Below are 13,088 nucleotides of genomic sequence, written 5' to 3' on the forward strand. Positions count from 1 at the left end.
CACCCCTCATGTTCGACTCCGTACGCGACGACATGCGCACCACCCTCGACGAGATCGAGGCCGCCGGACTGCACAAGCCCGAGCGTGTGATCGGCACCCCGCAGTCGGCGACCGTCGCCGTCACCGCGGGCGGCCGCCCCGGTGAGGTGCTCAACTTCTGCGCCAACAACTATCTGGGCCTCGCCGACCACCCCGACGTGATCGCCGCCGCCCACGATGCGCTGGACCGCTGGGGCTACGGCATGGCCTCGGTCCGCTTCATCTGCGGCACCCAGGAGGTCCACAAGGAGCTGGAGCAGCGGCTCTCCACGTTCCTCGGCCAGGAGGACACGATCCTCTACTCCTCCTGCTTCGACGCCAACGGCGGCGTCTTCGAGACCGTCCTCGGCCCGGAGGACGCGGTCATCTCCGACGCCCTCAACCACGCCTCCATCATCGACGGCATCCGCCTCTCCAAGGCCAAGCGGTTCCGCTACGCCAACCGCGACATGGACGACCTGGAGAAGCAGCTCAAGGAGGCGTCCGACGCCCGGCGCCGGCTCGTCGTCACCGACGGCGTGTTCTCCATGGACGGCTACGTCGCCCCGCTGCGCGAGATCTGCGATCTGGCCGAGCGCTACGACGCCATGGTCATGGTCGACGACTCGCACGCCGTCGGCTTCGTCGGCCCCGGCGGACGCGGCACGCCCGAGCTGCACGACGTGATGGACCGCGTCGACATCATCACCGGCACCCTCGGCAAGGCGCTCGGCGGTGCGTCCGGCGGCTATGTCGCGGCCCGCGCCGAGATCGTCGCGCTGCTGCGCCAGCGCTCCCGCCCGTACCTCTTCTCCAACTCGCTCGCCCCGGTCATCGCGGCGGCCTCGCTCAAGGTCCTGGACCTGCTGGAGGCCGCGGGCGACCTGCGTGAGCAGCTCAATGCCAACACCGCGCTCTTCCGCACCCGGATGACCGAGGAAGGCTTCGACGTCCTGCCCGGCGACCACGCCATCGCCCCCGTCATGATCGGGGACGCGGCGAAGGCAGGCCGGATGGCGGAGCTGCTCCTGGAGCGCGGTGTGTACGTGATCGGGTTCTCCTACCCGGTGGTCCCGCAGGGCGCGGCCCGTATCCGCGTCCAGCTCTCCGCCGCGCACTCCACGGCGGATGTGAACCGCGCCGTGGACGCGTTCGTCGACGCGCGGGCCGCGCTGGAGGAGTAGCGCCCCGGACGGGGGTGCCGTCCTGGGCTCCGTCCGGGCGCCGCCCGGCATCCCCATCCGACAGTCCTACCCGGGAGCCTCACCCGGGCGGCAGGGTTACCTCTGTGACCTGGGACAATGGGGCACATGATCGATGCACGGCGGCTGCGCATTCTCCGTGCGGTGGCGGACCACCGCACGGTGACTGCCGCAGCCGCCGCGCTGTATCTGACGCCCTCAGCGGTCTCCCAGCAGCTTGCCGCGCTGGAGCAGGAGACCGGGCACCGGCTGGTCGATCGCAGCGCGCGCGGCGTCCGGCTCACCGCCGCCGGCGAAATCCTGCTGACCCACGCCAACGCGGTCCTCGCCCAACTGGAACGGGCGGAGGCCGAGCTCGCCGCGTACGGCGCGGGGGACGCCGGTACGGTCACGGTCGCCGCGTTCGCCACCGGCATCGGCCTGGTCCTGGCCCCCGCGATAGCCGAACTGACGCTCACCGCGCCCGGCATCCGGGTCCGCGTCCAGGACGCCGAGGGCGATGCGAGCGTGCCGATGGTGCTCGACCGGCAGGTCGATGTCGCGGTCGCCGTCGAGTACCGGGGCACGCCCGGCGAGGACGACCGGCGCCTGACCCGGGTGCCCCTGTACTCGGAGCCGTTCGACGCGGTGCTGCCGGTGGGGCATCGGCTGGCCTGCCGGGAACAGGTGGCGGTCGCCGACCTGGAGAAGGACTCGTGGATCGGTCCGTACCCCGGCAACCCGTGCCATGACGTGGTGGTCCTGGCCTGCGAGTTCGCCGGGTTCCAGCCGAGGCTGGAGCACTCCTCGGACGACTTCCGCGCGGTGGTCGCGCTGGCCGGCGCGGGTGCCGGGGTGGCGCTGGTGCCTCGGTCGGCGTTGCGGGGGATGGACCTCACGGGGGTGGTGGTCCGGCCGGTGGAGGGCAGCGCGCCGACCCGCCGGGTCTTCGCCGCGGTGCGGCACGGCGCGGAGGGGCATCCGCTGATCGCGCCGGTGCTCGACGCACTGGCCACGGCAGCAGTGCGGGAGGCGGCGCTGCCGCTGCCGGCCTCACCGTGACGCGCGCCCGGGAGCGGTGCGTCCGCCTTCCGTGACGCGCCTCGGCGGCAGGCGTCACCCTCAACCGCCGGACGGGCTCAGGCTCGGCGCCCGAGGACGAACCGGCCACCGGACGAGCCCGGCCACATCGCCCCCGCACCCGCCGCCACCGTCACGGCCAGTGCCAGCACCCCGTACCGCACCGGCGGCAGATACGGAACCGAACCGGTTGTCGACACCGCGAACGCCACCAGCGGGACCGCCGCGACCAGTGTGCCGATGGCCAGGCCCGCCACCGTCACCAGTCCCGTTTCCAGGACCAGCATCCGCCTCACCTGGCGCCGGCCCGCGCCGACCATCCGCAGCAGGCGGAATTCGGGGCGGCGGCCCACCGTGATCAGGGACAGAGTGCTGATCACCGCGAGCAGGGCGAAGCCGCCGATCACCCCGACACCGATGATGACCAGGGCGTTGTCCTGGTCCGACGACGGCGGGGCGATCCGTACGTCGTCCGCCGTCGCGGTACGGACCTGCACACCCGTGTAAGGGGAGAGGGCGCGCGCTGCAGCCGAGGCCGCCCCGCCGTCCGCCGAGCGGATCAGGATCTGCTGGTCGCGCGGTGCCGAGACATGCCCGGCCAGGGCCTCGCGCGGCAGCATGAACTCGCCCAGTCCCAGGGCCCGTTCGTAGAGCGCCACCACTCGGAGCCGCACCTGCGTACCGTCACCCAGGCGGAGTTTCACCGAGTCGCCGGTGGCGATGTCGAGGTCGGCGGCCCGGTCCTTGCCGACCGCGACCGTGCCCCTGCCGGTGAGGTCCGCCAGATCACCCGCCGTGACGTGCGGGTCGAGCGTGCCGGGCAGCTGGTCCGCTGTCACACCCAGCACGGGGAACCGGTCCAGCTTCGGATCGCCCATCTCCCGGTGGGCGAGGACGACGCTGGAACGCAGCACACCGGTCGCCGCCCGCACCCCGGGAGCCTTGCGCACCGCCTGCGCCGCATCGGCCGGCAGTCCGGCGGCCGGACCGGTCGCCACGAGGTCCGCCCGGAGCGCGGCAGCGGCCTGCCGGTCGGAGGCCCGCTCCAGCGTCGAGGCGGCTGCCAGCTGTACGCAGACGAACGCGACGACCAGCACGATCGGGGTGATCGCCGCACCGAGGCGCCGATGGTGCGCGGCGGCGGACCTGGCGGCCAGGAACCCGGAGACCCCGCCCACACGCCGTACCGGTGTACCGAGCACCCGCATCGCCACCCGGGCGATCCACGGACCGAGCAGCGCCACCGCGATGATCAGCGACGTCGCCGCACCAGAAGCGGCCACCGCGGCGGCCTGCCCGCCCTGCGCCGTTGCCGCGCCCGCCGAACCGACACCCGCGACGGCCAGCACCACTCCTGCGGCCGTACGCAGCCGGCCGGGCTCGCCCGGCTCGGGCGCACGGGCCGCGCCCAGCGCCGCGGCGGGCCGCAGCCGGGTGACGGACCTGGCCGCGAGCATCGACACCGGGCGGGCCGCCGACGCGACGAGCACCGCGGCCGTGGCGCCCGCGGCGAACGGCAGCCACACCGGCACGGGCAGCGGCAGCGGGTCCGTGGTCAGCAACGACCGCATCAGCAGCCCCAGCGGTACGGCCCCGATCCCGCCCAGCACCGCGGCGGCGCATGCCACCCGGCTCACCTCGCGGCCGACTGCCGACCTGAGCTGCCGGGGCGTCGCCCCGACTGCGCGCAGCAGCGCCAGTTCACCGGAGCGCTGGTGGACCGCCTGGGAGAGGGTGGTGGCGATCACCAGGAGCGCCACCATGAGGACCGTTCCCGCGATGGAGGCGAGCAGCGGGAGCAGTTCGCCCCGTGCGCCGAGTGCGTCGACGTACTCGGCCTGCCCGCGTTCCGAGCCGGTGAGGACCCGGACCTCGCGGTCGCCGTGTGTGCGGTCGGGCAGTGCGGTGTCCAGTGACGCCCGCAGTTCGTCGGCCGACACACCCTTCTCTGCGACGACGCCGATGGCGTCCACCGTGCCCGGGTGTCCCGCCAGCGCGGTCAGCCGCTGCTCGGTGAAGAAGACGGCGGGGGCGGCGCCCCGGTGACCGGTGACGGCGACGCCGCTGACGGTGTACGTCCGGGGAGCCCCGTCGACCTGCAATGTCACATGACTGCCGGGCTTGCTCCCGGCTGCGGCCGCAAGCACGCTGTCGATGACCACCTCGGTGGATGTCCTCGGCGCGTGTCCATCCGTCAGCCGGTACGGAGTGAGTGCGGCGGACGCCCAGGAACGGCCGACGGCCGACGTCCCACCGGCCCCGGTACCACTGCTCCCGCCGCCCACAGCCACCGGGACCGAATCGTCCGCGACGGCCTTCGCGACCCCGTCGGCGGCGGCCGCCTTCGCCACCGCGGAGCGGTCGAGACGGACCCGCTCCGGCAGATACGTCGTCGCGGTCTGCGGCTCGCTGCCCCACGGCTTCGCCGTGTACGTCACCTTCTGGTCGGCCGTCACCACCGCGTCGGCCCCGGCGTGACGTTCCACCGGCGGCTGCGCCGACAGCAGCGAACCGACGACGAAGGCGAACGCGCCGATCAGCGCAGCCGCGGCCGTCGTCGCCGCGAACACCGCGGCCCAGGCCCGGCGATGAGTCTTCAGCGAACGCCGGGCGAGGAACGCCGACGCCTGCCGCACCCCGGACCGCACATCCGCGTGAGGCCTTCGCGTGTCCGTACTCGTGCCCATGCCCGTACCCGTGCTCATCGCAGCCGGCCGCCGTCCATCGTCAGCACGGTGTCGGCCCAGCTCGCCGCCACCGGATCATGGGTGACCATGACGACCGTACGGCCGTCGATCCGCACCGCGTCCCGCAACAGACCGAGCACCAGCGACGCCGACTCCGGGTCCAGGGACGCCGTCGGCTCGTCCGCGAAGATCACATCGGGTTCGGTCACCAGCGCCCGCGCCACCGCGACCCGCTGCTGCTGGCCGCCGGAGAGCGTCGCGGGGCCCTGCCCGCCGCGGCCCGCCAGGCCGACCCGGGCCAGCAGATCCCGGCCGCGAGCCAACACCCGTTCGTCCGTCGGATCGGCGCCCGCCAGCACCAGCGGCAGCACGACGTTCTCCTCGATGTTCAGCGAAGGCACCAGATTCAGGGCGTGCGACTGGAAGACGAAGCCGATCCGGTCACGGCGCAACCGGGTCAGTGCGGCCTCGGACAGCGAGCCGAGATCGGTGCCCCCGACCCGTACCGTCCCCGCCGTCGGACGGTCCAGGCCCGCCGCACACTGCAGGAACGTGCTCTTCCCCGATCCCGAGGGGCCCACCACCGCGGTGAAGCTCCCGGCCGGAACCGCACAGCTCACCGCGTCGAGCGCGATCGCCTCCCGGCCGCCGCCGCCACGCCGTCCGTAGCGTCGGCTCACCGACTCCAGACTCAGCGCGGTCGCCCGCACCGCTGTGTTCGTGTCCACCGTCGACTCCACCGTTCCTTCTTTGCCCCGTACTTTCTGACCTGCATAAACGCTATGAAGAAGGAGGTTCCCGGGCGAGGGTGCGCGCTCCCGGACAGGGGGTTCAGCCAGCTCCACCACGGTCGGGGGGAGGCCCCCACTCCGGTGGCGGGTGAACCCCCGTAACGTGCTGTGTCATGAGCACCACTCCCGCCCCACTGACAGTCGCCATCCGGCGTTCGTGGGATGCGTCGCGCTATCTGTTCATCGGCATTCCGATCGCGCTGCTCGCATATGTGGGCACCTTCCTGGTGGTGGCGGCCCTGATGTTCGCGGTCGTGATCATCGGGCTGCCCGCCCTGCCCGAGGCCGCCAAAGTGCTGCGCCGGTTCGCGGAGTTCGAGCGCCGTCGGGCCGCCGCGCGGCTCGGCGTCCCGTTCACGCCGACGCCGTATCCACCGCTGGACGGCGGTGAACTCTCCGAGCGGGTCCGACGCGTACTCACCGACCCGACGGTCTGGCGCGACGCGCTCTGGCTGCCGCTCCAGGCGCTCATGGGCAATGCCCTCGGCTACCTCACGATGGTGCTGTGGCCGGTCGGGCTCCTCGTCGACGGGGCCGCGCTGCACGTCGTGCACCTGCTGGACCGGCGGGCCGCCGACGAGTACGGGACACCGATGCCCGCGCGCCGGGGATGGGTGCTGCGCTGGCATTCCGTACTCGCGGATCTGTCGGCGAGCTGGACCCGTTCCCTGCTCACCTCCTCGCCGTCCACCGCGCTCGCCGACCGGATCGCCCAGCTGACCGAGAGCCGGGCCGGGGCGGTCGAGGCGCACGGCGCCGAACTGCGACGCATCGAACGGGATCTGCACGACGGTGCTCAGGCCAGGATCGTCGCCCTGTCGATGCGCATCGGCCTCGCCAAACAGCTCCTCGACCGCGACCCGGCCGCCGCGCGTATCCGCCTCGACGAGGCACAGGACGGCGCGGAGGCGGCCCTCGCGGAACTGCGGCACGTGGTGCGCGGCATCCATCCGCCCGTACTGACGGACCGTGGCCTGGCCGGTGCGGTACGGGCGTTGGCCGCCGACGTCAGCGTGCCCGTCACCGCGGAGCTCGACGGTGTCGAGGACGGGCGACGGCTGCCGGCCGCGATCGAGGCCGCCGCCTACTTCGTCATCGCCGAGGCCCTCACCAACATCAGCAAACACAGCGGCGCGACAGCCGCGACCGTACGGATCGACCGCACCCCCCGCGCCCTGCGGGTGGCCATCGGGGACGATGGTCATGGCGGCGCGGACGAACGCGCCGGCAGCGGGCTGGTCGGAATCAGGCGACGGATCGCCGCCCTCGACGGCACCACCCGCATCAACAGCCCCACCGGGGGGCCGACGCACATCGAAGTGGAGCTGCCGTGCGGATCGTGATCGCCGAGGACAACGCGCTGCTGAGGGAGGGGCTGATCCTGCTGCTCACCAGCTCGGGTCACGAGGTGGTGGCCGACGCGGCGACCGGGCCCGAGGTGCTGCCCGCCCTGCTGGAACACCGCCCGGACGCCGCCGTGCTCGACGTACGGCTCCCGCCCACCTTCCGCGACGAGGGGCTGCGCGCCGCACTCGCCGCCCGCGCGGAGATGCCCGAACTGCCGATCCTGGTCCTCTCGCAGTACGTCGAGGAGACGTACGCCGCCGAGCTGCTCGCCCAGGGCGCCCAGGGCATCGGGTATCTGCTGAAGGACCGGGTGGGCCGCGTCGACCAGTTCCTCCAGGCGCTCGACCGGGTGGCGGGCGGCGGCACTGCGCTCGACCCCGAGGTCGTGACCCAGTTGCTGACCCGCAAGTCGTCGGCCGAACCCCTGCAGAGCCTCACTCCGCGCGAGCGTGAAGTCCTGGAACTGATGGCACAGGGCAAGGCGAACGGCACCATCGCCACCGAACTGGTGGTGACGGAACGGGCCGTGAGCAAGCACATCGGCTCGATCTTCGCCAAGCTCGGCCTGGAAGCGGACGACGGCACGGTGCACCGGCGGGTGCTTGCGGTGCTCGCGTATCTGGAGGGCAAGGGCACGCGCTGACGCGCGCCGTGCCCGGTCGACGGCGGTACTGTCCGGCCGGGCCGGTTGCGTACGGTCTCGCCCGGTCCGTTCGTTCAGCGGCGCCGGTCGTGCGGCGCGTGTCCGGCAGGGCAGGTCACTCAGCCGGGCTGGTCCTTCATGCGGGCCACGGCCCACTTCGCCTCCTGGGCCAGTTCGCCGATGCCTGCCTTCACCTGCCACTTCGCGCGCTTCATCAGGATCTTCGCCCCGGTCAGCGATTCGTGCGCGAGATCGGTCCGCGCCGCCGCCGGTTCGGCGAGCCCGGACGGGTGCGCAGCCGGTGAAGGGCACGGTCGGTCAGGTGCCCAACGCAACGGTGACCACCGACAACTCCTGCAGACGCAGACGCAGGCGCCGCAGGTCAGGGCCGCGTGGGCTGGAGCAGATCCCAGCGATTGCCGTAAAGGTCCTCGAAGACCGCCACCGATCCGTATGCCTCGTGCCGCGGCTCCTCCAGGAACCGCACCCCGGCGGCCAGCATCCGGGCGTGGTCGCCCGCGAAGTCCTCGGTGTGCAGGAAGAAGCCGACCCGGCCGCCCGTCTGTGCACCGATGCTCGCCCGCTGCGCCTCGTCCTTGGCACGGGCCAGGAGCAGCCCGGTCCCCTCCGTGCCGCGCGGCCGCACGACCACCCAGCGCGAGCCGTCGCCCCGGTCGGTGTCCTCCACCAGCTCGAAGCCGAGGGCGTCCGTGTAGAAGGAGACGGCTTCGGCGTAGTCGCGGACGACCAGGGTGACCAGGGCGATGTGCGGCATGAGATTCCTCGGACGGGGGCGGGCAACGGTGCGGTAAGCCAGTTTGTTATACGTAACACTACCTGCCTCTGCGGGACCCGCACAGTCCGCACCGCCATGACATCCGTCGGGCGCGCGGCGGGACAATGCCCTGCATGGACATCAGCGAACTCACCGGGCTGACGGCGCGCGCCCTGCGCCTCGCCGTCCCCGGCCACCGCCGGATCCTCGGCATCGCGGGACCGCCCGGAGCCGGGAAGTCCACCCTGGCCGCCCAGCTCGTCGACGCTCTCGACGGCCTCGCCGTCCTCGTCCCCATGGACGGCTTCCACCTCGCCCGGGCCGAGTTGGAACGGCTCGGCCGTGCCGGCCGCAAGGGTGCCCCCGACACCTTCGACGCCGCCGGTTACGCGGCCCTGCTCCGGCGCCTGCGCCTCCCGGAACCGGAAACCACCGTGTACGCCCCCGCCTTCGACCGCGCCCTGGAGGAGCCGATCGCCGGGGCCGTCCCCGTACCCCCGGACATCCCGCTGGTCGTCACCGAGGGCAATTACCTCCTGCACGACGAAGGGGCCTGGGCGTCCGTACACCGGCTGCTGGACGAGGCCTGGTTCCTGGAACTCGAACCGGCCCTGCGGGTACGCCGGCTCGTCGACCGGCATGTGCGGTTCGGCAAGCCCCGGCCGTACGCGGAGCAATGGGTGACCGAGTCCGACGAACCCAACGCGCGCCTGGTCGAACGGGGCCGCTCCCGCGCCGGCCTCGTCGTACGGCTGCACCCGGAAACCTGACCCCGCTCGCGTGGACGGGCGCGTACGGGCAGGATGCTGTATGCCGTGTCGCGTCGCCAGGAGGTCCGCATGTCCAGCCCGAACCAGCCCGTACCGTTCACCGCCGACGACTACCGGGCCCGGATGACGCGTGCCGCCGAGAGCGCCGCCGAGGCCGGGCTCGCGGGAGTGCTGGTCGCCCCCGGGCCCGATCTCGTCCACCTCACCGGCTACCGGCCCGTGAACACCGAACGCCTCACCGTCCTCGTCCTCACACCGGGCCAGGACCCGGTCCTGGTCGTCCCGACCCTGGAGGCCCCGGACGCCGAGAAGGCCGTCGGGGCGCCCGCCCTCACCCTCCGGGACTGGACCGACGGCAAGGACCCGTACACCGTCACCGCCTCGCTGCTCGACGGCCGGGGCCGGTTCGCGGTCAGCGACAACGCCTGGGCGATGCATCTGCTCGGGCTGCAGCGGACGCTTCCGGACACCTCGTATGTCTCCCTCACCGAGGCCCTGCCGATGCTGCGCGCGGTGAAGGACGCCGCTGAGCTGGAGCGGCTCGCGGCTGCCGGGGCCGCCGCAGACGCCACGTACGGCGAGATCCTCAAGGTGCGCTTCGCCGGCCGCAAGGAGACCGACATCGCCGCCGATCTGGCCGATCTGCTCAAGCGGTTCGGGCACTCCCAGGTCGACTTCACCGTCGTCGGATCCGGCCCGAACGGCGCCAACCCGCACCACGAGGCGGGCGACCGCACCATCGAGCAGGGCGACATGGTCGTGCTCGACTTCGGCGGCCTCAAGCACGGCTACGGCTCCGACACCTCCCGTACGGTCCATGTCGGCGAACCCACCGCCGAGGAGCAGCGGGTCCACGACATCGTGCGGGAGGCCCAGGAGGCGGGCTGCAACGCGGTCCGGCCCGGCGTCGCCTGCCAGGAGATCGACCGCGCGGCCCGCGCCGTCATCACCGAGTTCGGCTACGGCGAGCGCTTCATCCACCGCACCGGCCACGGGATCGGCGTCACCACCCACGAACCGCCGTACATGATCGAGGGCGAGGAGCAGCCGCTGGTGCCCGGGATGTGCTTCTCCGTGGAGCCGGGCATCTATCTGCCGGGCCGGTTCGGTGTCCGGATCGAGGACATCGTGACCGTGACCGAGGACGGTGGCCGACGTCTCAACAGCACCGCGCGCGAACTGGCGATCGTCGAGTAGCGCCCGGCCCTACCGGTCACGGTCGCTCAGCCGCTCCAGGACTTCGTACGGATACGGCAGCGGGCGGGCGCTCGCCGCGTCCGGCCTCGCCGTCCGGTCGGCCGTCAGCTCCCGGCCCACGGCGTCGAGACCGTCGGTGAGCTGCTCGATCGTGCGCGCCCCGATGATGGGGGCGGTGACGCCAGGCCGCCCGAGGAGCCGGCGGAGTGCGACCTGGGCGGGGGTGCGGCCGGCTTCCTCGGCCACGGCCAGGACGGCGTCCACGACCTGCCAGGTCTCCTCGTTGTCCCGGCGCCGCCAGTCGTCGCCCCTGTTCGCCCGGTTGCGGGCCGCGCGGGAATCGGCGGGCGCGTCCGTCACGCCGCGCCGGTACTTGCCGGACGGCCGGCCGCCGTCCAGCGGCCCCCACACCTTGGTCGCGATGGCGAGGTCGTCGCGGTTGCGCCCCTTGAGCCGGCGGCCGAGCACCTCCTCCGAGCCACCGCGGTCGTACATGTCCGCCGTGTCGATGAAGGTGCCGCCCGCCTCGGTGAAGGTGTCGAGGATGCGGTGGGCCGCAGCTTCGTCGCCCGCCCTGGCGAACGTCATGGTGCCCAGGCACAGTTCGCTGACGCGCAGTCCTGTCCTGCCGAGGAATCACTGTTTCATGGCCATGACCGTACGAGTCGGAGCGCCCCCGAAGGCAAGCGCCGTGCCACGCGCCCCCGGGGATCAGTCGTCGGCCAGCACCACGCACGACTCCGGCGGCAGATGCAGCAGCCCGTCTCCGCCCGGGGACTCCACCGGCACCCACGCGGCCAGGACTCTGCCTCCGCCTCCGCGGCGCCGGCCGCCGCCCAGCGGGATCGTGGCCGGCTTCTCGCCGAGGTTGACGGCGATCCGCAGATCTCCCCTCCGGTATGCCAGCCAGCGCGCCTGTTCGTCGTGGGCGGTCCGCACCGATGCCAGGTCCGGGTCGGAGAGGTCGGGCAGGGTGTGGCGCAGGGCGATCAACTCGCGGTACCAGGCGTGCAGACGGGCGTGCGGCTCCTGAGCCGGTTCGCTCCAGTCCAGGCAGGAGCGGTTCCGGGTGGCCGGGTCCTGCGGGTCCGGAATGTCGTCCGCCGCCCAGCCGTGCGCCGCGAACTCCCGCCGTCTGCCGACCCGGACCGCCTCGGCGAGCGCCGGGTCGGTGTGGTCGGTGAAGAACTGCCAGGGGGTGCGCGCGCCCCACTCCTCGCCCATGAACAGCATCGGGGTGAAGGGCCCTGTCAGCACGAGGGCCGCGGCGCAGGCCAGCAGACCGGGCGAGAGCGTGGCGGAGAGCCGGTCGCCCAGTGCCCGGTTGCCGATCTGGTCATGGGTCTGGGCGTAGCCGACGAAGCGGTGGGCCGGGGTGTGGGTGATGTCGACGGGGCGGCCGTGGGTACGGCCGCGGAAGCTGGAGTACGTACCGTTGTGGAAGAACGCGCTCGTCACGGTCTTGGCGACGGCGGCCAGCGGGGCGGCCGCGAAGTCCGCGTAGTAGCCCTGGGACTCACCGGTGAGTGCGGCGTGCAGGGCGTGGTGGAAGTCGTCGTTCCACTGGGCGTGCAGGCCGATGCCCCCCGATTCGCGCGGTGTCGTCGTCCGCGGGTCGCAGAGGTCGGACTCGGCGATCAGCGAGAGCGGACGGCCGAGTTCGGCGGCGAGCGCGTCGGTCGCCGTGGACAGCTCCTCCAGGAAGGTCAGTGCCCGTGTGTCGGCCAGGGCGTGGACCGCGTCCAGCCGCAGTCCGTCGAGCCGGTAGTCGCGCAGCCAGGCGAGCGCGCTGCCCAGAAGATACGCCCGGACCTCGTCCGAACCGGGCGCGTCGAGGTTGACCGCCGCGCCCCACGGCGTGTGGTGGGTCTCGGTGAAGTACGGGCCGAAGGCCGGGAGGTGATTGCCGGACGGGCCGAGGTGGTTGTGGACGACGTCCAGGACGACCGCGAGACCGAGACCATGCGCCGTGTCGACAAAACGCTTAAGGCCCTCCGGGCCACCGTACGGCTCGTGCACGGCCCAGAGCGACACTCCCTCGTACCCCCACCCGTGGGTCCCGGGGAAGGGGCAGACCGGCATCAGCGACACATGGGTGATGCCCAGTTCGGCGAGATGGCCGAGCCGGGCCGCCGCGGCGTCGAAGGTGCCTTCGTCGGTGTACGTACCGATGTGCAGCTCGTACAGGACGGCGCCCGGGAGCCCCCGGCCCGCCCAGTCGTTGCGCCACGTGTACGCCGAGTGGTCGACGACGGCGCTCTCGCCGTCCGGCCCGTCCGGCTGACGGCGCGAGCACGGATCGGGGAGCACGGGCCCATCGGCCCCGCCGTCCGCGCCCCCGTTCAGCACGAAGCCGTAGCGGTCCCCGTCCGACGCCTCCGCCTCGGTGGTCCACCAGCCGGCCCGCAGGGGATCACGCCCCATGGCCCGCGGCGCACCCGCCAGCCGCAGTTCGACCGAGTCCGCATCCGGTGCCCATACCTCGAACAGCATGCAACGCTCCTCGTCTCCTCGCCCCCGTGCCCATGGTCGGCATCAGCCGCGACGACTGACTCGCGACACTGGATCGAGCCCGTTACTGGCGATTAAGGTCTGGTTC

At 72.7% G+C, this 13,088-nt stretch carries 12 protein-coding genes; 6 read left to right on the top strand and 6 right to left on the bottom strand.

Features of this window, described 5'->3' with window-relative positions:
- Positions 1 to 8: 8 nt before the first annotated feature.
- Entirely contained in the window at positions 9 to 1,202 is a 1,194-nt protein-coding gene (locus tag IEZ15_RS09195) for a glycine C-acetyltransferase (RefSeq protein ID WP_189275680.1), read from the top strand.
- A gap of 126 nt (positions 1,203 to 1,328) precedes the next feature.
- The gene (locus IEZ15_RS09200) at positions 1,329 to 2,261 is read left to right on the top strand and encodes a LysR family transcriptional regulator (RefSeq protein ID WP_189275682.1); all 933 of its coding nucleotides are present in this window, start codon (positions 1,329 to 1,331) and stop codon (positions 2,259 to 2,261) included.
- A gap of 77 nt (positions 2,262 to 2,338) precedes the next feature.
- Here the strand turns inward: IEZ15_RS09200 and IEZ15_RS09205 are convergent, their stop codons facing one another.
- Both IEZ15_RS09205 and IEZ15_RS09210 read right to left on the bottom strand, forming a co-directional pair.
- Positions 2,339 to 4,984, bottom strand: coding sequence for an ABC transporter permease (locus IEZ15_RS09205; protein WP_229845809.1), 2,646 nt, complete (start codon positions 4,982 to 4,984; stop codon positions 2,339 to 2,341).
- On the bottom strand, positions 4,981 to 5,706 hold the full coding sequence (locus IEZ15_RS09210) for an ABC transporter ATP-binding protein (protein ID WP_114247343.1): 726 nt from the start codon (positions 5,704 to 5,706) through the stop codon (positions 4,981 to 4,983). The genes IEZ15_RS09205 and IEZ15_RS09210 overlap by 4 nt, the downstream gene beginning before the upstream one ends.
- Before the next feature lie 164 nt (positions 5,707 to 5,870).
- Here IEZ15_RS09210 and IEZ15_RS09215 point away from each other — a divergent pair, with 164 nt between their 5' ends.
- Both IEZ15_RS09215 and IEZ15_RS09220 read left to right on the top strand, forming a co-directional pair.
- On the top strand, positions 5,871 to 7,100 hold the full coding sequence (locus IEZ15_RS09215) for a sensor histidine kinase (protein WP_189275684.1): 1,230 nt from the start codon (positions 5,871 to 5,873) through the stop codon (positions 7,098 to 7,100).
- Complete coding sequence (locus tag IEZ15_RS09220) at positions 7,088 to 7,747, top strand: LuxR C-terminal-related transcriptional regulator (protein ID WP_114247345.1); 660 nt, start codon at positions 7,088 to 7,090, stop codon at positions 7,745 to 7,747. Before IEZ15_RS09215 ends, IEZ15_RS09220 begins: the two co-directional genes overlap by 13 nt.
- A 119-nt stretch (positions 7,748 to 7,866) precedes the next feature.
- On the opposite strand, the gene IEZ15_RS09225 is transcribed toward IEZ15_RS09220, so the two are convergent.
- Complete coding sequence (locus tag IEZ15_RS09225; RefSeq protein ID WP_189275686.1) at positions 7,867 to 8,082, bottom strand: hypothetical protein; 216 nt, start codon at positions 8,080 to 8,082, stop codon at positions 7,867 to 7,869.
- A gap of 47 nt (positions 8,083 to 8,129) precedes the next feature.
- On the bottom strand, positions 8,130 to 8,522 hold the full coding sequence (locus IEZ15_RS09230; protein ID WP_114247346.1) for a VOC family protein: 393 nt from the start codon (positions 8,520 to 8,522) through the stop codon (positions 8,130 to 8,132).
- Between the two features lie 134 nt (positions 8,523 to 8,656).
- Here IEZ15_RS09230 and IEZ15_RS09235 point away from each other — a divergent pair, with 134 nt between their 5' ends.
- Both IEZ15_RS09235 and IEZ15_RS09240 read left to right on the top strand, forming a co-directional pair.
- Positions 8,657 to 9,292, top strand: a complete 636-nt coding sequence (locus IEZ15_RS09235; RefSeq protein WP_189275688.1) for a nucleoside/nucleotide kinase family protein — start codon at positions 8,657 to 8,659, stop codon at positions 9,290 to 9,292.
- 69 nt (positions 9,293 to 9,361) lie between these two features.
- Complete coding sequence (locus tag IEZ15_RS09240; RefSeq protein WP_114247348.1) at positions 9,362 to 10,489, top strand: aminopeptidase P family protein; 1,128 nt, start codon at positions 9,362 to 9,364, stop codon at positions 10,487 to 10,489.
- 9 nt (positions 10,490 to 10,498) lie between these two features.
- Here IEZ15_RS09240 and IEZ15_RS09245 read toward each other — a convergent pair whose 3' ends face one another.
- Entirely contained in the window at positions 10,499 to 11,107 is a 609-nt protein-coding gene (locus tag IEZ15_RS09245) for an aldo/keto reductase (RefSeq protein ID WP_308427393.1), read from the bottom strand.
- A 93-nt stretch (positions 11,108 to 11,200) separates the two neighbouring features.
- Complete coding sequence (gene treZ / locus IEZ15_RS09250; RefSeq protein WP_189275690.1) at positions 11,201 to 12,982, bottom strand: malto-oligosyltrehalose trehalohydrolase; 1,782 nt, start codon at positions 12,980 to 12,982, stop codon at positions 11,201 to 11,203.
- Positions 12,983 to 13,088: the final 106 nt, after the last annotated feature.

The sequence above is a fragment of the Streptomyces atratus genome, assembly GCF_014648655.1.
Taxonomy (GTDB): domain Bacteria; phylum Actinomycetota; class Actinomycetes; order Streptomycetales; family Streptomycetaceae; genus Streptomyces; species Streptomyces atratus.

Coding starts and splice junctions, on each gene's coding strand:
- IEZ15_RS09195 (WP_189275680.1), top strand. CDS start 9: ATGTTCGACTCCGTACGCGACGACATGCGCACCACCCTCGACGAGATC.
- IEZ15_RS09200 (WP_189275682.1), top strand. CDS start 1,329: ATGATCGATGCACGGCGGCTGCGCATTCTCCGTGCGGTGGCGGACCAC.
- IEZ15_RS09205 (WP_229845809.1), bottom strand. CDS start 4,984: ATGAGCACGGGTACGGGCATGGGCACGAGTACGGACACGCGAAGGCCT.
- IEZ15_RS09215 (WP_189275684.1), top strand. CDS start 5,871: ATGAGCACCACTCCCGCCCCACTGACAGTCGCCATCCGGCGTTCGTGG.
- IEZ15_RS09230 (WP_114247346.1), bottom strand. CDS start 8,522: ATGCCGCACATCGCCCTGGTCACCCTGGTCGTCCGCGACTACGCCGAA.
- IEZ15_RS09235 (WP_189275688.1), top strand. CDS start 8,657: ATGGACATCAGCGAACTCACCGGGCTGACGGCGCGCGCCCTGCGCCTC.
- IEZ15_RS09240 (WP_114247348.1), top strand. CDS start 9,362: ATGTCCAGCCCGAACCAGCCCGTACCGTTCACCGCCGACGACTACCGG.
- treZ (WP_189275690.1), bottom strand. CDS start 12,982: ATGCTGTTCGAGGTATGGGCACCGGATGCGGACTCGGTCGAACTGCGG.